Consider the following 19,057-nt stretch of genomic DNA (forward strand, 5'->3'; position numbering starts at 1 on the left):
GATGAAATTATTGTGCGTAGACAGTGAGCCCGTTTATCGCGAAATTATTTCCCTATGCGCAGAAAAAGAGGGTGTGACGGTCAAAAGTGTGGCCAGTTATGAAGAGGCCCTTATTGCCTTCGAAAGCTATGATCCGGATATCGTTACTTTGGACGTCATTATGAAAGGCGGCAGTGGTTATGATTTGGTCCAAAAACTGAAAGCCTTATCTGGAAGTCGTTTTGTACCAATGATTTTCCTAGCATCTCATACCGCTGATTCTGTTATGGACAAGTGCTTTAAGGCTGGCGCTGACGATTTTATTCCCAAGCCATTCAATGAAGTACTTTTCAATATTCGACTTAAAACGCATATGCGCCATGTCGAACTAATGAAAGAAATGTACCGTAAAAACAAAGCTCTAACCTATTATCAAACCATGATAGAGCGAGAACATGAAATGGCTCATCATGTCCTTGATCATATTCAAACGCGAAGTGAAAAAAACTCCGAACAAGTCGCTATTACTAGGCTTTCTGCGGCCAGCTTTAATGGAGATTTAGCCTTAGTTAAAACCCGCTCAGATGGCGCTCGTCTTGTGTTTGTTGGAGACTTCACTGGTCACGGTTTGCCGGCTTCGATTGGAGCGTTGCCAGTTATGCAGACATTCTTCGATGCAGTAGATGATTTGCTTTGCGTAAATGAGCTGGCAGTCCGAATCAATCGGATACTTTTCAGTATACTGCCCGATTATATGTTTTGTGCTGGTTATCTAATTCTCATGACACCGGGTGGTGACATTGCTTACTGGGGAGGTGGAATGCCTAATGCTTTTATACGACGTTCTAATGGCTCAGTGGATTATTTGCAATCCAATCATATGCCGCTTGGTATTCTTTCGGGCAGTGAGTTCGAAGCAGATTTACAAAGCAATAAATTAAACGCGGGAGACACCTTGATTATTGTCTCGGATGGGGTTTTGGAGCTTAAAAATTGTCATGATGAAATGCTTGGAGACAATCAAGCCAGAGTTATTATTTCAAACGCATACGCAGAAAAAAGCCTAATATCCGCACAGCAAATAACTGAAAGAAAGCTAGCCGAATATCTGGGTGAATCAGAGCAATTAGATGACATTACTCTTGTTGCTCTAAGAAGTACCTGCTTGCAATAATAGGGATGCAAGCAGGAGATTTAGATTAAGATTTTTTACCACTTTTCTTCTTGTTATTATTGCCTTTCGCTTTAGGTTGAGCCTTTGGAAATGGACGCTTTTCAGGCTCAGTACGTAAAACTAAGAATAAATCAGTAACCACTTCTGGGATTTGAGCAATACACGAATTAGTTAGCTTTTCGCTTTCGCGAATTTGCACAACTTCTTCATCATCAAACAAATCAGAAGCTACCATAATCGGCAACAAAAGCTCTGCAACAACTTCTTCCTTTTCAGACTCAAACCAGTATTGTTCAGTCATGAATACGCCTTCCATAAAACCGGTAGCCCATTCCTGCAACTCACTTAGTTCTTCTGGTGAAGAGCCCATTTCAAGCTCACAAGGCACCATAAAGCCATCTTCTGATTCTAACTCTTTTTGAATATCAACAAACAGACGTGATAGATACTGAAGTATTTGCCTTTCTTGTTTTTCATTTTCAAAGTTTGGTGTGTCTTCAAAAATAACCGGTAGCCATTTATCTTCGGCTGTCAAAACAGGGCAAATAGACAGTGCCGTTAAGAAGCCATGAGCCATAACGAAGTTCTGACATTCCTCATGAACTTGATCCGACTCCAAAAAATTTTCTAACGTCTCTAACTCAAGATCATCAAGAGGTTGGTGTGCCATGTAAATGTTTCCCTAATACAAATTAAGTGACTGATTCTAGCGAAAAGAAGGCGAAAAATCGATGCAGAAAGCGCTGTGTTAAGGGATAATTCGCAAATGAATTTAAAGAAGCACACACTTTCACGTCTAGGCTACTCTGAATATCGCCCTTTGCAAGAGCAGGCGATCGATGCTTTATGCGCAGGACAAGACGTTTTGCTAGCAGCACCTACTGGTGGCGGTAAATCTCTAGCGTACCAGGCCGCTGGATTGATACGAAATGGCGTTGCTGTCATTGTCAGCCCTTTATTATCTCTAATGTCACAACAAGTAGAAGAATTAAATAAAAAAGGTATACGCGCTAAGTTTCTGAATTCTACCTTGAACCCAGGCGAACAAGATGACCTGGTATGGGCGCTGCGACACCAGCATATTGACTTGCTGTACTTATCACCAGAAAAGCTTGTTCAACCATCGGTTATTGGCTTTTTGCACAGCTTTGATATTTCGTTATTCGCCATCGATGAAGCCCACTGTATTTCACAGTGGGGTAGCTTTTTCAGGCCTGAATACAGCCAACTTGGTCAGCTGAAATCTTCTTTTCCTGACATTCCTATTATTGCGCTTACGGGTACCGTTGATCAAAAAACCATGATGACGATTCAAGAGTCATTGCAACTTAAAAATTGCCTGGTTTTACGCAACAGTTTTGATCGCACCAATATAAAAATACAAATAGCTCAAAAACGTAAAGCCAAGCAGCAGATTTTGTATTTCCTCCATCACGAAGTGCCCGGAGAGACAGGGATTATTTATTGCCGGTCAAGAAGAAAAACCGAAGAGCTGGCAAATTGGTTAAGCGAGCTTGGATTGTCAAGTTTAAGTTATCACGCAGCCATGCTAGAAGAAGACAAACAAAAGCATCATAAGATATTTGCAGAGCAACAAGGAACCATTATGGTTGCAACTACCGCTTATGGTATGGGTATTGATATCGCTCATGTGCGATTTGTTGTTCATTTAGACTTGCCAAGTAGCCCTGAGTCCTATTTCCAAGAAGTTGGACGTGCTGGACGCGATGGAAAACCCGCTAAGTCTTTGTTGCTCTATGGTTTGCAAGATATGATTCAAGCACAACAACTAGCTGCAATGCAGCCTTTGGCAGCAGAAAAAGAATTACAACATTTGGGCAGTTTGTTTCGCATTTTAGAAGGGAGAGGGTGCCGTCGACAAAATTTATTATCACATTTTAATGAAAGCATTCCGGCTTGTCAGCATTGCGATAGATGCCTTTCCAACAAATCTGAACAAAATATGACGACAGCTAGCCAGAAACTGTTATCTCTGATTTATCACACAAAAGGACTTCAGCCTTTTTCATTACTTATCCAAATCTTACTCGGGAAAAAATCTAAACCTGTTAGTGCAATTAAAGCCGAGTTTCTGCCGCTATTTGGCAAAGGAAAAGAACTGAGCGAGGTGCAATGGAAATCTGTTATCAGGCACTTAATAGCATATGAGTACATCACTCTTGGGGTGTTTAGTGCTTTTACTGTACACATCAACGAAAAATCTCGCAGTGTACTTCAAGGAAAAACACAAATAATTATTCCTGCTGAGCATTACTATCCGACACTTCAGGAAGAGCATCTTGCAATCGACAGCATAAATTGGCATAAAATCTTAGCTTGGAAATACAACTACGAAAAGTTGGACTTGAGTGATACTCAACTTAGGTTAATTTGTCTACATAAGCCAAATTCGATTGCGTCATTAAGTCGTTTGACTGGTTTATCAAAAGAGAAGGTAGCCGACTTTGCAGAGGCTCTATTAAAAATTCTCCATGAGGTAGAACCAAAAGAGGCCGTTGCAGCATGTCCTTAACCTCTCGACAGACAAGCTTAAACTACGAAGAAGAAGCGCTAAGCGTAATTGCTCAAACAGCTAATCACTGCTTTGATAAAGCCGATGCGTTTTTTGGTAATAAATTTAAACGCTCAACATGCAATTTAAAGCAAAGAGGACGGGCTGCAGGTACAGCTCATTTGCAAAAAAATGAGTTGCGCTTTAACCATTTTATGTATCAGCAAGACCCAGTTGAATTCTTAGGCACCGTTGTTCCACATGAAGTAGCTCATATTGTTGTGTTTCAAATCTATGGCAACACGGTGAAGCCTCACGGAAAAGAGTGGCAGGCAGTCATGCTGAAGGTATACGGTATCCGACCAAGTAGAACGCATACTTTTGATGTTCCACCGCAAAAACAGGCTTATGAATACCGCTGCTCCTGCCAAAAACACCAATTCACTAAACGGCGCCATACTAGGGCTCAAAGTGGTGTTGAATACATCTGCAAAGGCTGTCGTTCAACGTTACAATTTATAAGCAAAGATAACTGACAACCCATCAAAACAGTAAGATAGTGATTTTTTATACACTTTTGCCTTATATTATCCATTTTTGATGCGATAGCTTCATGCTTATAGTAATATAGGCGCGTTTTGTTTACAGCGTACTTATGATGGATTTATCTACTCGACCTAAAGAAAAGTTAGAGCTAAACAAGCTCCAAAAACGCCTTCGCAGATTAACAGGCCAAGCTATTGCTGACTTCAATATGATTGAAGAAGGCGATAAAGTAATGGTGTGTTTATCTGGAGGAAAAGACTCTTACACTATGCTTGAGATTTTGCGAAATCTTCAGGCTAGCGCACCTATAAAATTCAGTATCGTTGCTGTGAATTTAGATCAAAAGCAACCTGGTTTCCCCGAGCATATTTTACCTGCTTATCTGGAAGAGCTAGGAGTGGATTTTCACATTTTAGAGCGCGACACTTACAGTATCGTAAAGGAAATTGTGCCAGAGGGTAAAACTACTTGTGGTTTATGCTCTCGTTTGCGCCGTGGCTCCTTGTACGGTTTTGCTGAGGAAATTGGAGCGACTAAAATTGCACTTGGCCATCACAGAGATGATATTCTGGAAACATTATTCTTGAATATGTTTTTTGGTGGTAAATTAAAGTCTATGCCGCCAAAGTTATTAAGCGATGATGGAAAACACATTGTTATCCGTCCTTTGGCTTACTGCAAAGAAGAAGACATTGAATCCTTCGCGGTAATGAAGGAATATCCTATCATTCCTTGCAACTTGTGTGGCTCTCAAGAAAACCTACAAAGACAGGTCGTAAAAGACATGTTGCAAAAGTGGGAAAAAGAATTTCCGGGTAGAACAGAAACCATGTTCTCTGCTATACAAAATGTTGTTCCATCACATTTGGCAGACACAAAGTTATTCGACTTCAAGGGGTTGAAGCAGTCACCTGAGGCATTTGACCGATTAAATATTATTTCACTATAGGGTAATAGAAATGAACCTAACACATAAAGCACTATTGTTAACCGCCGGCATTTTAGGATCTTCTATCGTAAATGCGTCATCCGCTGGAGTTAGTTTAACAAACGACACAGTGAAAGGTAATATCAACTTAAATATGGGGGCTTTCGGCGTAAATGGCGGAATTACTCATAATGATGATGAAAATACCTCAACTGGACATATTGGTGTAACGGTAGAGGATTCAGACACAAGTGGCCCACTTCAAGCAGGGATTGGTATTCGACTATACGCTATTGATGCAGATTCAGAGAAGAATGATGACCTATCTGTTGCACTTGCTTTAGGTGGCTGGTATCGGTACACCTTACCTGAAGCAAATCGTGTGAGTATCTATGGCTCTGTGTATTACTCGCCGGAAGTACTGGCTATTTCAAATCTTGACCACATGTACACTTACGAATTCCGTGCTGAATATATGACAATGCGTAACGCTCGTGCATTCATTAGTTATGGTAAAACAGTGACTGTATTTGAAGACGATTCTCGTAAAGAAATCGATAAAGGTCTTTCTGTTGGCGCAACAGTAGATTTTTAATAGCAGTAAATTATTTACGCTTAATAATAAAAAAGGTGGCTGAGGCCACCTTTTTTATTATTCGTTCAATTCTTACTCGCCATCATAAGCGCAAAGGCTAAAAACAGGTATATCACTGTCTCTTAGTTTTTGGCTTCCACCCAAATCTGGCAAATCTATAATAGCAGCGACTTCTTTGATATTTGCGCCTTGACTAGTCAATAACTTGATTGCAGCAAATAGGGTGCCGCCAGTCGCAATCAGATCATCAAACAACAATACTTCATCGCCCGCTTTTACAGCTCCCTCTTGGATTTCTAATTCTGCTTCACCATATTCCAGCGCATATTTTTGTGAAATAGTCTTTCCTGGAAGCTTACCTTTTTTACGCACTAAGATAAGAGGCTTTTGAAGTTCATAAGCCAGAACCGCTGCAATCAAAAAACCACGGGCATCGATACAGGCTATATGAGTGATATCCGTTGCGATATAGCGATGTACATAGGCATCAACGACCATTCTCATACCTTTAGGGTCACTGAAAATAGGGGTGATATCTCGGAAGCTAATACCTTGTTTTGGCCAGTCTTCTATTGTTTGTATTAGTGATTTAACGTAAAAATCGTCGTAAAGCATTCCAGTTGAGCCTCATTATATCAATCAAATATTGGCGATTTTACCACAATCACTCGCAACCCCCACGAGTTTTTGCATTTCGGGGAAGTCAACAATCTCAATTTCTTTCCCATCAACATGTATTAGTTCATTTTTTTGAAAACGTGTAATGACACGACTAACTGTTTCAACTGCTAATCCAAGGTAGTTACCAATCTCCCCGCGAGACATGGAAAGGCGAAAAGAACTAGCGGAATAGCCACGTTTTTTAAATCGATTAGATAGGTTTAATAAGAAAGATGCCACTTTCTCATCGGCATTTTTTTTCCCCAACAAAACCATCATCTGTTGATCATCGGATATTTTTCGACTCATCACCTTAAATATTTGATGTTTCAAAGAAGGAATCTGTGAAGATAACTCTTCAAGGTGACTAAATGGAATCTCACACACTGTAGTGGTTTCCAGTGCCTTTGCAGAAACCGGATAGACATTTGAATCAATCCCGCTTAAACCGACCAATTCACTAGGACAATAAAAACCTGTGATTTGCTCTTCGCCAACTGATGTGATGTTGAATGTTTTTAAAGTACCAGAGCGAACAGCGTAAACAGAATCAAATGTATCGCCTTGGCGAAACAAAAACTCACCTTTTTTAAGTGGCTTTTTGCGCTCAATAATCTGATCTAATCTATTAATATCTTCATCAGCCAATGCAATTGGGAGACAAAGAGCACTTAGGCTACAATTTTGACACTGCGAAGTAAGGGTGCTGTTGAATCGTGACTGTGTGTGTGTCATTGACATGTAAATCTCCCTGATCTCGATCTATATAACTTTTGAGTATTTTATGGCGCCATTAAGGTATTTATCAAAGACCATACAAATACAGCGAATTAGTAATCTACCGCGTTCTGTTACTTTAATAGTGGTCTGCATTCCACTACAGTCAATATCTAACATACCATCTTTTACCATGGGAGTTAGCCTTTCCATCTCTTCAGAAAAGTACTCAAAGAAATCAATATTGTATTTCTTTTCAATAACAACAACATTCAGCTCAAATTGAGAAATTAATGTCATTATCACTTGATGACGGATTCTATCATCCAGATCACTAATATAACCTTTAGCGATTGCCAATTGGCCTTTCTCAATACTACTCCTATAAATTGATAAGTCTGTATGGTTCTGAATATAAACACCATTTAAATCGCTAATAGCGGAAACGCCAAAAGCAACCAAATCGGTACCAGCATGCGTTGTATAACCCTGAAAGTTGCGCTGTAGCTGACCTTGCTTTTGAGCAATCGCTAGGCTATCTGTTGGTTTTGCAAAGTGATCCATGCCTATATATTCATAACCAGCAGAGATTAAATATTCTGTACTCATCCTCAATAGCTCAAGCTTCATGCTTGATATAGGTAAGCTTTCATCTGAAATTCGTCTTTGAGCACGAAATCTATCAGGTAAATGGGCGTAGTTAAAAAGCGATATACGCTCAGGAGATAATTGAATCACTTGTTCCAAGGTCTTTTTAAAACCTTCGATAGACTGGTATGGCAAGCCATAAATTAGATCGAAATTAATCGACCTAATGCCTAATTTTCGAGCATCGTCAACAAGAGTGGCTACCATCTCAACAGGCTGAACACGGTGAATAGCTTCTTGAACCTTGATGTCAAAATCCTGCACACCAATACTAATTCGATTAATTCCCTTTTTTGTTAACAGCTTCAATTTAGATAGACTGATCTCCCGAGGATCAATTTCAACACTGTAATCCTGCGTGCCATCATTGATTAAGTTGAAATGCTGCTGGATATTATCAAACAGCGCGTCAATTAACTCTTCCGTCAAAAAAGTAGGCGTGCCGCCACCAAAATGCAATTGCGTCACTTCTCTTGAATGGTCAAGCATCAGACTACGCAATCTCATTTCTTCGCCCAGTAACTCAACGTACTCGGCCCCTTTTTCGTACTGCTTAGTTACAATTTTATTACAAGCGCAGTAGTAACAAAGGTTGGCACAAAAGGGAATATGAAAATAGAGGCTAAGAGGCGCCTCGGAAGGCATTAACATTTTATCAATAAGCGCAATTTTACTAATACTTGCGTCAAATTGCGGTGCTGTCGGGTAAGAAGTGTAACGGGGCCCGGATAGATCGTACTTAGCGATAAGTGAAGAATCCCAGATCATGATGCGTTCCTATTAAAATTTCTAATAGAAGTTTACACTTTAGTGAAAAGTCATTTGCTGACCCAGATCAAGAATTCTCATACTGTAGATAAAACCTTTTACTGTAGAGTCTGCAATAATATATCGAGTAAGGTTTTAACCATTCATCGGATCTGGTCTAATAGTATTTTTGAAATTTATGAGCATGAATTCTCTTCCTTTATATCTTGCACACGGTGCTGGTGCTGGCCACAGCAACTCTTTTTTAAAGCAACTTTGTGAAGCCATATCCGAGCAACGACAACAAGCAGTTATACCTGTTACTTTTTCATATATGAAAGAGCAAGAGCGCTCAGGAAAGAAGAGGCCACCACCCAAATTCCCCACCCTTGTTCCTGAATATGCTGAGTATATTGAACATAACAGCAGCTGTGTTGTGGCTGGAAAATCCATGGGGGGGCGAGTGGCCACACAGCTAACGAATCTAGCTATGGTAAAGGCGGTCGTGTGTTTTGGTTTTCCTTTTTATCCTGCTGGAAAACCGGAGAAACACCGACTGTCTTTTCTTGCTGAGCTAAAGGCACCATGCCTAATTATTCAAGGTACCAGAGATCAACTTGGTTCTTATGATTGGGTTAGTCAGCAATCATTGCCTGAGAATATAGAAATTCTGTGGATAGAAGGCGCGGATCATGACTTTAAAACACTAAAAAAATACAATAAAAACATAGAAGACACCGTTTTAGAGTTAGCTATTCACACTAAAAACTGGCTAGAAAAGAACATCTAAATAGAGAGAAATATTATGGAACACCAAGCCATACTTGATGCAACAGATTTACTTTGCCCTGAACCCGTGATGATGCTTCATGTAGAGATGCGAAAACTCTCGGCGAAAGAAATATTGAAGGTTATTGCAACAGATCCATCCACAACGAGAGATATTCCGAAGTTCTGCCAGTTTCTTGGCCACAAGCTTACTAAGCAGGAACAAGAAGGGGGTACTTATTACTATTGGATCGAAAAGAAAGGCCCATAAAAAGATAAGAAAGAAGAGCAAACAAAAAGAAGCCCAGATTATCTAATTAATAATCTGGGCTTCTTTTAAGTAACTAGCTCAAAAAATTGATCGTGAGTTAAGCTACTTTTAACTTTTTTGCAGGCTCTTTTTGACCAAGAATAGCGCTTTGGTAAGTATGTGCAAAACTAGAGAAAGCAACATCAATATCCAATCGAAGCTGACGGGCAACATCGTTAGATGAAATCAAACCTCGAATAGCCTTGGTATCTTCATCAATAACAAGTAAATGCTGCAGCTTATTGTTACGCTGACTAAACAAAAGTGATTCAATATCTGAATGCTTAAGAGATGTATACGATAGAGCAAGTAACACTTCTTTCGCTCTCATCAAATCAGCAACCATCAACTCTGAACGTTTAAACCCGTTAGCAACTTGCTTGATAAACACATCTTCAGATAGGTCCTCGAGACTAATAATGCCGACAAAATGATTGTCCGCATCTACCACTATTTTCATGCGTACGTGTTCTTTTCTCATTAATTGAACAAGCTCATCTGCACGAGTATTAGATTCAATAACTCGCGGCCCAGCGGTTTGAAAGTCAGTAAATACAGACAATGCAGGAGAATAAAGATTTATGTTCTCTGTAGTTGCAGGCCAAGTTAGATTATTAACGTCTTTTGTAGATACATAAGTTAAAGTTTTCATGATAAATCCCCAGTAAAGAATAAAATATAAACAGCAATTGGATGGGTTATATCAATGAAAACGGTGGGGCTCTTGGGTTTATGCTAGTACTAATTTTAGTAATAACAGGTAAACGATAACTTAAAAAAGCCGTAGAAGTTAAAGTAGGTACGTGGTTTTGGGATGAAGTAAATAAAACAAAACTGTTATCTGATCCATTGCCTTGATCTGGGACAACGATTTCATCGCATCTTTGCTCTATAGTAGGTTCTAGCCAGCGAAACTGATTTACTTCTTGAGCATTGGCGCGCTGAGATATCGTCAATATAGACGATATAAAAACCGCAATGATCATTAGCAATTGAATTTTCATGGCAACACCTAGTCCTTGATCTGTCTAATAAATATAGGCCTGCACTTCGGTAAATCACAGCCTTTTTTACAAAATGCCGCATATTTTCACGATCACACGCTTTGCCTAAAAATTGTGATGCAAATAAGAGTGATTAATCAAAAAGGGCGTAAAAAGCTTACGCCACGACTTTCCTTGTGAAACAAGTACTATTACACAGCGCGAAAAAAAGAGCATTGCCGCATCAGCAATGCTCTTTTTAAGCATCATTACTGTTTAATAGATCCCTTATGCAGGCAACATTATCGTAGCTTCACCTGTCACCACAACCTTACCATCACACTCACACACTGTTTTGAGTGTTGCACGACGACGGCGTTCGTTAATATCTGTAATCGTTACTTTGGTAACCACTTCTTGTCCAACAAAAACGGGAGAGCGGAACTTCAACGTTTGCTCTAAATAAATACAGCCAGGCCCTGGTAATTTAGTCCCAATGGCTGCCGAAATAAAGCCAGCGGTTAGCATGCCATGAGCAATAGGCTTGCCAAACGAGGTTGTCGCTGCATACTCAGCATCCAAATGAACGGGGTTTGTGTCGCCTGTCACGTCTGCAAAAGCTTGTACATCTGCTTGTGTAACCACTTTGCGATATTCAACACTTTGATCAATTGAAAGTTGCTCTAACGTATAACCAGTAGTCATTACCAATCCTTATTTTGTCATTTTCGGTTATGGTACACTTTCGCTGAATTATTCTTAAGAGGTATCTATGGTTAAGTTGGTAATTTTTGATTGGGACGGTACCTTATTCGACTCCATCGACAATATATGTCACAGCATGTTACAAGCTGCACAGTTGGCAAACGCACCGCAAAGAACAAAAGACGATATAAAAAACATCATTGGTTTATCCTTAGATAAAGCCATCAACACGGTTTGGCCAGAACTATCTTCCAATGAGCAAAATGCAATAATCAAACACTATAAGACTATTTATGTCGCGTCAGATCAAACCCCGCCATTGGCTTACCCTGGCGTAATAGATGTACTGAATAAACTGCAAGCCACAGGCATGCAAATGGCGGTAGCAACTGGCAAAAGTCGCCGAGGACTCGAAAGGGTAATGTCTCTAACCAATACAAGAGATTACTTTGTTGCTTCTCGCTGCGCCGATGAAGCGATTTCAAAGCCACACCCTTTAATGCTAGAGCAAATATTAGCAGAGCTAAATATTTCGCCAGAGCACGCCATTATGATTGGCGATACGGAATACGATCTAAACATGGCAACCAATGCTGGAATAAAAAGCATTGGGGTAACTTATGGCGCACATCAAGAAGAACGACTAAGAGCTTGCCAACCGCACGCGCTAATAAACGATTTCAATCAATTATCAAACATTTTAGGGTTATAGAAAATGAGCTGGACAGAAGACGAAGACCGCAAACAGTCGCTTAACGAAACCTCAAGCGAGCATGCACATACTGAGAAAAAGCCCGAAATAGAGACAACAGATCCAAATAAAGAGATTTGGTCCTTACTAGAAAAAACACTCAGCGAAAACCTTATTGAAAAACGTCGTGCTAGACGTTGGAGAATCTTCTTTCGTTTTACCACACTTGCCATCTTCTTGGCGGTAGTTGGTGGCTGGTTTGCAAAATCTAACTTTCAAGACGTTAGTTTAGAAAGTGATGTAGTTGCTATGATTCCAATGCGGGGCGTTATCGGTGCCGATAACGAGATTGAATCCTCTGAGTTTGTTAGCTTGCTTGATGCAGCTTACCAGAACTCTCGTCTCAAAGGTGTGGTCATTGAAATGAACAGCCCAGGCGGAAGTCCTGTTCATTCGGGCATTATTTACGATGCTATCCGCGCCAAAGAGCAAAACTATCCAGACATTCCAGTTCTAGTAGTTGTTGAAGATATGGCCGCTTCAGGTGGCTACTACATAGCGTCCGCCGCAAATGAAATCTACGCAGATAAAGCCAGCTTAGTTGGTTCTATTGGCGTTATTTCCTCCGGTTTTGATGCAAGTAATTTACTCGAAAAGATTGGTGTAGAGCGACGCACTTTTACGGCAGGTCGTAACAAAGCATTTCTTGATCCATTTGCTCCAATGACTGAAGAAGCAAAAGTAAAATGGCAGGCAGTACTAGATGAAACTCATCAACAGTTCATTAATGCAGTCAAAGAAGGCCGCGGCGATAGACTTGTTATTACGGATGATGTGTTCTCAGGTATGGTATTTACCGGTTCACAAGCAATTAAGATTGGTTTGATTGATGGCTTAGCAAGCGTAAACGAAATATTAGACTCACGCTTTCCCGATGCGGAGCCTGTTGTTTATGAGCCAAAACAAGATTCTTGGAAAGAGTTAGCCAAAGAGTTTGGTGTTGAAATGGCAACAAGAGTCATAAATACTACCAGCATTCAATAAACATCAGCTCGACATTAAGATCAGTTCAGTATCAGTAAGCTCCTACGGGAGCTTTTTTATTGTCTAAAATATACCAAAGCAAAAAATGAAAGCTGCAATAATTCCGCCATCTTGTTTTACAAAAAAGATAAGTTTGATAAAATAATTTCGTTATTTATTTAATTTAAATCTTAAACGACCAGTAGGATGAACTATGGCTCGTAAAGCAAACATAGCAAGAGAAGAAATTCACCAAGCTTGCTGGGAGTTGATAGAAAAAAACAACTTTCCAAATATTCCTCGTTTAACCGAATATTTCCTACAAAAGGACGGTCGGCGCTGCTCAAACACTACCTTCCTAAATGCGATCACTGACTGGGAAGAAGCCTACAAAGAACAGCAACAACATGAGTTAAGCGAACTCAATGATGTATTGCTTCCTGTCTTTAAACGTTTCTCAAGAGAAGTAACTCAAAATCTCGGAAAATTGCTCGATGAGAAATCATCCGAAATTGAGCAACACCAAATACTCAAGCAAGAAGCAACACAAAGCGGTTATCTATCTTTATCTTCAGCATTAATCGAATTACAAGCAGCACATGACTCATTAACGTCAGAGCACAAGAAAGTAAGTGACGAAGCAGAAACATTTAAACAGAAACTTGCATTCAGTGAACAAAGGTACCAAGAGGTGATTGCTCAAAACGCAGTGCTGACCACCCAGATCAAACAAGAGCAAAAAGAAATCACCGAGCTCAGAATCAACCTTTCTCAAAAAGAAGTAGATCTTGCCAAGCAAGATAACCAGCTCATAAAGCTAGTTGAGGAAAATGCGAAACTAACAGCCACGCTAGACGAAGTTCAACATAACAAAACAAAAGAAGACGCGAAAAAGTGGCAAGAAATGACAAAAAAGCTCGATGCATTAACCAGCTCAGTGAAAACCATGCAACGCAAAGATAGAGGCACGAAACAATAACCGTTATAATGCGTTACTCGCCATACCCGCGCATTCATAATTAAGAAGAGAAGATGAGCTACAAACAATCAGCCGTTCGTGATTTATCCACCATCAAAGACTTCATTCGTTGGACCTTTAGCCGCTTTAAACAGGCCGACTTATTTTACGGTCATGGCACAGACAACCCATGGGATGAAGCCATTCATCTTGTTATGGGCGCATTAAAACTTCCACTCGACTTTGATCGTGATATGTTGGATTGCGCGCTGACCTACAATGAAAAGAAACATATTCTTAAGCTAGTGCAAACTCGCATAACCAAACGTGAGCCATTGCCTTACCTTCTAGGGGAAGCTTGGTTTATGGGACTACCGTTTAAAGTCACCAAAGACACATTGATTCCGCGCTCTCCGATTATTTCTCTATTAGAAAGCGAATTTGCACCTTGGCTTAAAAACTATCCGTTGAATATTTTAGATATGTGTACCGGATCTGGTTGCTTAGGCATTGCTGCTGCCTTAGTGTTTGAAGACGCAGAAGTCGATATCTCAGATATCAGTGAAGACGCATTAGTAGTTGCCAATCAGAATATTCTGCGTCATCAAGTCGAAGACAGAGTCCATGCTATTCATTCAGATATGTTTAAAAGCTTAGCGGGTAAAAAATACGATCTAATTATCTGCAATCCACCTTATGTGGATGCCGAAGATTTTAAAAATGCTCCAGCGGAATTCCATAATGAACCGGAATTAGCTTTAACATCAGGTGAAGATGGCCTCAATTTTACCCATGATTTTTTAGCCCAAGTCGCGCATTATCTGCAAGATGGCGGTATATTAGTATACGAAGTAGGAAACACCGAAATAGCCTTACAAGCTGCTTACCCGAACATTCCTTTTATGTGGGTCGAATTAGAGCAGGGTGGTAATGGTGTTTTTATCCTAACTAAAGAACAACTTAGCGAACTATTACAAGAGCAGAAATAAACTATGTCTGGTAATACATTTGGAACACTTTTTAAAGTCACCACGTTTGGTGAAAGTCATGGTCTTGCGCTTGGCGCCATTGTAGATGGTTGCCCTCCAGGCATTGAGCTGTGCGAAGCAGATTTACAGCGCGATTTGGATCTGCGTAAACCTGGTACATCGAAGCATACAACACAACGTCGTGAAGCTGACGAAGTCAAAATTATGTCTGGTGTATTTGAAGGCAAAACTACTGGCACACCAATTGGCTTAATAATAGAAAATACAGATCAACGCTCAAAAGATTACGGCAACATCGCAGATACTTTCCGTCCTGCTCATGCTGATTACACCTATGATCAAAAATACGGCTTCCGCGATTATCGTGGTGGCGGTCGCTCATCCGCTCGTGAAACCGCCATGCGTGTAGCTGCTGGCGCCATTGCCAAAAAATACTTGAAGCAACAATTTGGTATCGAAATCCAAGGTTTCTTGTCACAACTTGGTCCAATCAAACTGGAAGTCAAAGATTTAAGCCAAGTCTATGAAAACAGTTTTTTTAGCCCAGACCCCGATGCTATTCCGGAACTTGAGGAATATATGACTGCACTTCGTCGCGAAGGCGATTCTGTCGGTGCGAAAATCACGGTTATCGCTAAAAATGTGATGCCTGGTTTAGGAGCGCCTGTTTTTGATCGATTAGATGCTGATATTGCTAAAGCCATCATGAGCATCAACGCCGTCAAAGGGGTTGAAATTGGTGACGGTTTTGATGTTGTTGAGCAAAAAGGCAGCCAACACCGAGACGAAATGACGCCTGAAGGCTTTCTAAGCAATCACGCTGGCGGGGTATTGGGCGGTATTTCATCTGGACAAGATATTGTTGTTCACATGGCGCTAAAACCAACATCGAGCATCACTATCCCAGGCAAAAGTATCGACCGTGCTGGTAATCCAATAGAAGTGATTACCAAAGGTCGTCATGATCCTTGTGTAGGTATTCGCGCTACGCCCATAGCTGAAGCAATGCTAGCTTTGACCATTATGGATCATTTGCTAAGACACAGAGCGCAAAATGCCGACGTGGTTTGCCCAACGCCAATTATTAAAGGGCAAGCGTAGGCCTAGAGTAGACTAAATACCAAGCCGCTATTCACAACATAGCGGCTTTTTTTATTTTTTATTTTTGAAATTGAGGCGTAAATGACCATCAAACTAGGCTCTACTGTCATTCGAGTTTGTGTTGGATCAACTAATCCCGTCAAAGTAAATGCGGCAAGACAGGCTTTTTCGCAGGCATTTCCAAATCACATCATTCATTGTGAAGAGATGCATGCGCCGTCTGGTGTTGCCGATCAACCTATGACAGAAGCGGAAACTCGCCTTGGTGCACAAAACCGTGCCAGATATTGCTCCGAACATAGAACTAGTAACGATATGAACTTCTTTGTTGCCATGGAAGGTGGCGTCGATGAATTCGAGGAGGGCGCAGCGACCTTTGCTTATGTTGCTGTTTTAGCTAGCAATGGCGATTTAATGACAGGACGTTCAGCAAATTTACCTCTGCCAAATAAGGTTTATCAACGCTTACAAGCAAATGAAGAATTAGGGCAAGTAATGGATGAGCTGTTTAATACTGATAACATTCGACAAAAAGGCGGCGCCATAGGCTTGTTTACCAATCACGTAGCGACAAGAGAAAGCGTGTACACCCAAGCATTAGTGCTTGCGTTAGCGCCTGCAATTCATCCTGAACATTATTAATGTACATAAATTAAGAGCACAGAAGTAGAAACAATGAAATATAAATGGATCCTATTTGACGCCGACGAAACGCTTTTTCATTTCGATAATTTCGCAGGTTTAAAACACATGTTTGCCCGACATGGTGTCACTTTTGAAAAAGTTGAATACGATGAATACCAGGTTGTAAACAAACAGCTTTGGGTGGATTATCAAAATAATCAGATTAATGCAGAACAACTACAAACACGTCGTTTTAAATTATGGAGCGACAGACTAGCCATCAGCGCCAAAGAGCTTAACAAGCAATTTTTAGATTCCATGGCGGAAATCTGTAAGACATTACCAGGCGCGGTAGAACTCGTGTCGTATTTGCATGCAAACAATATCAAGATGGGCATAATCACCAATGGCTTTGTCCAGTTACAAGCAGTACGACTAGAGCGAACAGGTTTTTTACCATATTTCGCACCCGTGGTTACTTCAGAGTCCGTTGGTGTTGCTAAACCACACCCTAAAATATTCGAACATACTTTTGAACAAATGGGCTCACCAAACAAAGAACACGTACTTATGGTTGGCGATACCTTGGAGTCAGACATTTTAGGAGGAAACAACTTTGGCATTGATACATGCTGGCTTAACCATCACAACAAAGAGCATCCAAAAGAGATAACACCAACTCACCAAATCCGTTCACTGGTTGAGTTACAGAGTTGGTTAAATTCTAAATAGGGCATCTAGCTCTAAATAGCCCAGAATGCAGAAACCCCATATAAACTCAACAAAGTTTATATGGGGTTAACCGTAAGTATATTAGCTGAGTCGTCTTTATTACTTATTTTTTAGTAGCAGACAAATACTTATCTAAAGTTTCTTGGCTTGCGGATTTAACCGTCATACCGTCTGGGCCAGCACCGATATTTGTATACTGTTTGGCAGGCTCACCATGTTCTTTAAAGAACTCTAATTCCTTAGAACCTTCCTCAAAAACCCAAAGGCGTCCATCTTCAACTTTTGTAGTGAATCCATCGACATCGTATTTTGAAGCAGCAGATGTGTCAGAAGACATTGAAGAGCAAGCGCTAAGAGATCCAGCAAGCAAAGCAGCGATAATCAGTTTGTTTTTGTTCATAAGAATACCTATACAAAAGTAGATTGTTTAAAAGTTAAAAACTCATAATGAAAGAATTGCGTTACAAAAAAATGACGAAACGATTTAACGAGCTATTTTTTTGCACAATTTAGAAATATGCCACTTAATAGGATTAGAATAACATTCACTATTTCCGATAAATGTTATTATCGGAAATAGTATAAATATATGTTTTATACGCATAATGACTATTTTCAGCTAATGATTACTAATGCTTGGAACCCACGATCGCTGGTTCTATCATTCGCGAGCCAACTCATCCTTCTATTGAAATGCTAAACAATCATCCCTCTGAATGTTTATTCTGAGTAAATTCAGCAAGTCTTGGCCTGACAAATAACTTTTTTATTAAATGTATCTTACTCTTAGGCTTTCCTATGATTGTTCGCCCAAATCCAAATTGGATAGTTATACTTACGACGCTTAAAGGCTCGATTGCCAAACGCATAGCTTTACGTGTGTTGTTAATTACCGTTTGAGCTTCAGGAACAGTTCATGTTATGACCGATGGTGGGAAGGCAGAAAAATGTGGGGGAAAATCATTATTGAAGTACGTGCTTTTTGCCGCGAAAGCATTGTGATATCAAATACACAAACTCGCGAGGAACTATTAAAAATGCTTTGTGCCTTTGCCCATGCTCTCAATTCAAAGTTAAAAGGCAATAATGAGTCTATCTCCCTTAACAAATGGATAACTGATGATAAGCTCACTTTTATCGATAATCCTGCAGATACAATTTTAAGCAAGATAGGTGAAAAATGCTCAAAACTAGCTTCCGCTGGTGTTATAAGTGAATGGCGCTATTTAGAACTTGAAAGACGCTTAATAGGATTATCTGAAGCTCAGGCCAACTGTGAAAGAATCAAAAATACGCCACTACCATTCCCATATACACTTCTATTACATAGAACAACATTCGTTTTTTGCTTGCTGTTACCATTTGCAATGGCTGAGCCGCTAGGTTGGCTAGCACCTATATTTACGACAATAATCAGCTATACGTTCTTTGGATTAGATGCAATTGGCAATGAATTAGAAGATCCGTTTGGCAATGATGTAAATGACTTACCAACCGATTCAATGGTTCGAATCATTGAGCGAGATGTTCATAGAGCCCTTGGAAAAACTGATCTACCGCCTCAAATCAAACCTATTGATCACGTTTTGAGCTGATTGTATATCTACTAAACTGGTATTTGAGATTAGATAAAAAAAGGGTGTCTATGAATTACCATAAACACCCTC

23 protein-coding genes are annotated in these 19,057 nt (G+C 40.1%); 15 read left to right on the top strand and 8 right to left on the bottom strand.

Features of this window, described 5'->3' with window-relative positions; genetic code table 11:
- The first annotated feature begins 1 nt into the window (after window position 1).
- Window positions 2-1,153: a fused response regulator/phosphatase gene (locus CYL31_RS10685; protein ID WP_212915249.1), complete on the top strand. Its 1,152-nt coding sequence runs from the start codon at window positions 2-4 to the stop codon at window positions 1,151-1,153.
- Between the two features lie 25 nt (window positions 1,154-1,178).
- On the opposite strand, the gene CYL31_RS10690 is transcribed toward CYL31_RS10685, so the two are convergent.
- A complete protein-coding gene (locus CYL31_RS10690) occupies window positions 1,179-1,823 on the bottom strand; it encodes a YecA/YgfB family protein (protein WP_212915250.1) in 645 nt (214 codons plus the stop codon).
- Window positions 1,824-1,919: 96 nt separating this feature from the next.
- Here CYL31_RS10690 and CYL31_RS10695 point away from each other — a divergent pair, with 96 nt between their 5' ends.
- The 4 genes from CYL31_RS10695 to CYL31_RS10710 all read left to right on the top strand — a co-directional run bounded on the left by CYL31_RS10695 (window position 1,920) and on the right by CYL31_RS10710 (window position 5,734).
- Window positions 1,920-3,686: a RecQ family ATP-dependent DNA helicase gene (locus CYL31_RS10695; RefSeq protein WP_212915251.1), complete on the top strand. Its 1,767-nt coding sequence runs from the start codon at window positions 1,920-1,922 to the stop codon at window positions 3,684-3,686.
- The gene (locus CYL31_RS10700; protein WP_212915252.1) at window positions 3,677-4,201 is read left to right on the top strand and encodes a SprT family zinc-dependent metalloprotease; all 525 of its coding nucleotides are present in this window, start codon (window positions 3,677-3,679) and stop codon (window positions 4,199-4,201) included. The genes CYL31_RS10695 and CYL31_RS10700 overlap by 10 nt, the downstream gene beginning before the upstream one ends.
- A gap of 119 nt (window positions 4,202-4,320) precedes the next feature.
- A complete protein-coding gene (ttcA, locus tag CYL31_RS10705; protein WP_212915253.1) occupies window positions 4,321-5,160 on the top strand; it encodes a tRNA 2-thiocytidine(32) synthetase TtcA in 840 nt (279 codons plus the stop codon).
- 10 nt (window positions 5,161-5,170) lie between these two features.
- Window positions 5,171-5,734, top strand: coding sequence for a YfaZ family outer membrane protein (locus tag CYL31_RS10710; protein WP_212915254.1), 564 nt, complete (start codon window positions 5,171-5,173; stop codon window positions 5,732-5,734).
- Between the two features lie 72 nt (window positions 5,735-5,806).
- Here CYL31_RS10710 and CYL31_RS10715 read toward each other — a convergent pair whose 3' ends face one another.
- The 3 genes from CYL31_RS10715 to hemN are packed head-to-tail and all read right to left on the bottom strand — an operon-like array spanning window position 5,807 to window position 8,527.
- Entirely contained in the window at window positions 5,807-6,349 is a 543-nt protein-coding gene (locus CYL31_RS10715) for an adenine phosphoribosyltransferase (RefSeq protein ID WP_212915255.1), read from the bottom strand.
- Between the two features lie 24 nt (window positions 6,350-6,373).
- Window positions 6,374-7,135, bottom strand: a complete 762-nt coding sequence (fnr, locus tag CYL31_RS10720; protein WP_212915256.1) for a fumarate/nitrate reduction transcriptional regulator Fnr — start codon at window positions 7,133-7,135, stop codon at window positions 6,374-6,376.
- A gap of 21 nt (window positions 7,136-7,156) precedes the next feature.
- Entirely contained in the window at window positions 7,157-8,527 is a 1,371-nt protein-coding gene (gene hemN, locus CYL31_RS10725; RefSeq protein ID WP_212915257.1) for an oxygen-independent coproporphyrinogen III oxidase, read from the bottom strand.
- 178 nt (window positions 8,528-8,705) lie between these two features.
- Here hemN and CYL31_RS10730 point away from each other — a divergent pair, with 178 nt between their 5' ends.
- Window positions 8,706-9,296: an alpha/beta family hydrolase gene (locus CYL31_RS10730; RefSeq protein ID WP_212915258.1), complete on the top strand. Its 591-nt coding sequence runs from the start codon at window positions 8,706-8,708 to the stop codon at window positions 9,294-9,296.
- 15 nt (window positions 9,297-9,311) lie between these two features.
- Entirely contained in the window at window positions 9,312-9,545 is a 234-nt protein-coding gene (tusA, locus tag CYL31_RS10735) for a sulfurtransferase TusA (protein ID WP_212915259.1), read from the top strand.
- Between the two features lie 97 nt (window positions 9,546-9,642).
- Here tusA and CYL31_RS10740 read toward each other — a convergent pair whose 3' ends face one another.
- The 3 genes from CYL31_RS10740 to CYL31_RS10750 form a co-directional block, all read right to left on the bottom strand.
- The gene (locus CYL31_RS10740) at window positions 9,643-10,236 is read right to left on the bottom strand and encodes a CBS domain-containing protein (RefSeq protein WP_212915260.1); all 594 of its coding nucleotides are present in this window, start codon (window positions 10,234-10,236) and stop codon (window positions 9,643-9,645) included.
- 46 nt (window positions 10,237-10,282) lie between these two features.
- Complete coding sequence (locus CYL31_RS10745) at window positions 10,283-10,588, bottom strand: hypothetical protein (RefSeq protein WP_212915261.1); 306 nt, start codon at window positions 10,586-10,588, stop codon at window positions 10,283-10,285.
- A gap of 267 nt (window positions 10,589-10,855) precedes the next feature.
- Window positions 10,856-11,272 (bottom strand): MaoC family dehydratase, encoded by a 417-nt coding sequence (locus CYL31_RS10750; protein WP_212915262.1) that lies wholly within the window; start codon window positions 11,270-11,272, stop codon window positions 10,856-10,858.
- Window positions 11,273-11,339: 67 nt separating this feature from the next.
- Between CYL31_RS10750 and CYL31_RS10755 the strand changes: the two genes are divergently transcribed.
- The 7 genes from CYL31_RS10755 to yjjG all read left to right on the top strand — a co-directional run bounded on the left by CYL31_RS10755 (window position 11,340) and on the right by yjjG (window position 17,390).
- Window positions 11,340-11,984, top strand: a complete 645-nt coding sequence (locus tag CYL31_RS10755; protein WP_212915263.1) for an HAD-IIIA family hydrolase — start codon at window positions 11,340-11,342, stop codon at window positions 11,982-11,984.
- Window positions 11,985-11,987: 3 nt separating this feature from the next.
- On the top strand, window positions 11,988-13,007 hold the full coding sequence (sppA, locus tag CYL31_RS10760; protein ID WP_212915264.1) for a signal peptide peptidase SppA: 1,020 nt from the start codon (window positions 11,988-11,990) through the stop codon (window positions 13,005-13,007).
- A 193-nt stretch (window positions 13,008-13,200) separates the two neighbouring features.
- Window positions 13,201-13,965, top strand: coding sequence for a hypothetical protein (locus CYL31_RS10765; protein ID WP_212915265.1), 765 nt, complete (start codon window positions 13,201-13,203; stop codon window positions 13,963-13,965).
- 53 nt (window positions 13,966-14,018) lie between these two features.
- The gene (prmB, locus tag CYL31_RS10770) at window positions 14,019-14,933 is read left to right on the top strand and encodes a 50S ribosomal protein L3 N(5)-glutamine methyltransferase (RefSeq protein WP_212915266.1); all 915 of its coding nucleotides are present in this window, start codon (window positions 14,019-14,021) and stop codon (window positions 14,931-14,933) included.
- Between the two features lie 3 nt (window positions 14,934-14,936).
- The gene (gene aroC / locus CYL31_RS10775; RefSeq protein WP_212915267.1) at window positions 14,937-16,034 is read left to right on the top strand and encodes a chorismate synthase; all 1,098 of its coding nucleotides are present in this window, start codon (window positions 14,937-14,939) and stop codon (window positions 16,032-16,034) included.
- A gap of 81 nt (window positions 16,035-16,115) precedes the next feature.
- Entirely contained in the window at window positions 16,116-16,676 is a 561-nt protein-coding gene (yjjX, locus tag CYL31_RS10780; protein WP_212915268.1) for an inosine/xanthosine triphosphatase, read from the top strand.
- A gap of 33 nt (window positions 16,677-16,709) precedes the next feature.
- On the top strand, window positions 16,710-17,390 hold the full coding sequence (yjjG, locus tag CYL31_RS10785; protein WP_212915269.1) for a pyrimidine 5'-nucleotidase: 681 nt from the start codon (window positions 16,710-16,712) through the stop codon (window positions 17,388-17,390).
- 103 nt (window positions 17,391-17,493) lie between these two features.
- Here yjjG and CYL31_RS10790 read toward each other — a convergent pair whose 3' ends face one another.
- Entirely contained in the window at window positions 17,494-17,790 is a 297-nt protein-coding gene (locus tag CYL31_RS10790) for a hypothetical protein (RefSeq protein WP_212915270.1), read from the bottom strand.
- Between the two features lie 547 nt (window positions 17,791-18,337).
- Here CYL31_RS10790 and CYL31_RS10795 point away from each other — a divergent pair.
- Entirely contained in the window at window positions 18,338-18,985 is a 648-nt protein-coding gene (locus tag CYL31_RS10795; RefSeq protein ID WP_502845428.1) for a bestrophin family protein, read from the top strand.
- Window positions 18,986-19,057 lie beyond the last annotated feature (72 nt).

This window comes from Marinomonas sp. A3A (assembly GCF_018336955.1).
GTDB lineage: Bacteria > Pseudomonadota > Gammaproteobacteria > Pseudomonadales > Marinomonadaceae > Marinomonas > Marinomonas lutimaris.

Coding starts and splice junctions, on each gene's coding strand:
- CYL31_RS10685 (WP_212915249.1), top strand. CDS start 2: ATGAAATTATTGTGCGTAGACAGTGAGCCCGTTTATCGCGAAATTATT.
- CYL31_RS10690 (WP_212915250.1), bottom strand. CDS start 1,823: ATGGCACACCAACCTCTTGATGATCTTGAGTTAGAGACGTTAGAAAAT.
- CYL31_RS10695 (WP_212915251.1), top strand. CDS start 1,920: ATGAATTTAAAGAAGCACACACTTTCACGTCTAGGCTACTCTGAATAT.
- CYL31_RS10700 (WP_212915252.1), top strand. CDS start 3,677: ATGTCCTTAACCTCTCGACAGACAAGCTTAAACTACGAAGAAGAAGCG.
- ttcA (WP_212915253.1), top strand. CDS start 4,321: ATGATGGATTTATCTACTCGACCTAAAGAAAAGTTAGAGCTAAACAAG.
- CYL31_RS10710 (WP_212915254.1), top strand. CDS start 5,171: ATGAACCTAACACATAAAGCACTATTGTTAACCGCCGGCATTTTAGGA.
- CYL31_RS10715 (WP_212915255.1), bottom strand. CDS start 6,349: ATGCTTTACGACGATTTTTACGTTAAATCACTAATACAAACAATAGAA.
- fnr (WP_212915256.1), bottom strand. CDS start 7,135: ATGTCAATGACACACACACAGTCACGATTCAACAGCACCCTTACTTCG.
- hemN (WP_212915257.1), bottom strand. CDS start 8,527: ATGATCTGGGATTCTTCACTTATCGCTAAGTACGATCTATCCGGGCCC.
- CYL31_RS10730 (WP_212915258.1), top strand. CDS start 8,706: ATGAGCATGAATTCTCTTCCTTTATATCTTGCACACGGTGCTGGTGCT.
- tusA (WP_212915259.1), top strand. CDS start 9,312: ATGGAACACCAAGCCATACTTGATGCAACAGATTTACTTTGCCCTGAA.
- CYL31_RS10740 (WP_212915260.1), bottom strand. CDS start 10,236: ATGAAAACTTTAACTTATGTATCTACAAAAGACGTTAATAATCTAACT.
- CYL31_RS10745 (WP_212915261.1), bottom strand. CDS start 10,588: ATGAAAATTCAATTGCTAATGATCATTGCGGTTTTTATATCGTCTATA.
- CYL31_RS10750 (WP_212915262.1), bottom strand. CDS start 11,272: ATGACTACTGGTTATACGTTAGAGCAACTTTCAATTGATCAAAGTGTT.
- CYL31_RS10755 (WP_212915263.1), top strand. CDS start 11,340: ATGGTTAAGTTGGTAATTTTTGATTGGGACGGTACCTTATTCGACTCC.
- sppA (WP_212915264.1), top strand. CDS start 11,988: ATGAGCTGGACAGAAGACGAAGACCGCAAACAGTCGCTTAACGAAACC.
- CYL31_RS10765 (WP_212915265.1), top strand. CDS start 13,201: ATGGCTCGTAAAGCAAACATAGCAAGAGAAGAAATTCACCAAGCTTGC.
- prmB (WP_212915266.1), top strand. CDS start 14,019: ATGAGCTACAAACAATCAGCCGTTCGTGATTTATCCACCATCAAAGAC.
- aroC (WP_212915267.1), top strand. CDS start 14,937: ATGTCTGGTAATACATTTGGAACACTTTTTAAAGTCACCACGTTTGGT.
- yjjX (WP_212915268.1), top strand. CDS start 16,116: ATGACCATCAAACTAGGCTCTACTGTCATTCGAGTTTGTGTTGGATCA.
- yjjG (WP_212915269.1), top strand. CDS start 16,710: ATGAAATATAAATGGATCCTATTTGACGCCGACGAAACGCTTTTTCAT.
- CYL31_RS10790 (WP_212915270.1), bottom strand. CDS start 17,790: ATGAACAAAAACAAACTGATTATCGCTGCTTTGCTTGCTGGATCTCTT.
- CYL31_RS10795 (WP_502845428.1), top strand. CDS start 18,338: ATGTGGGGGAAAATCATTATTGAAGTACGTGCTTTTTGCCGCGAAAGC.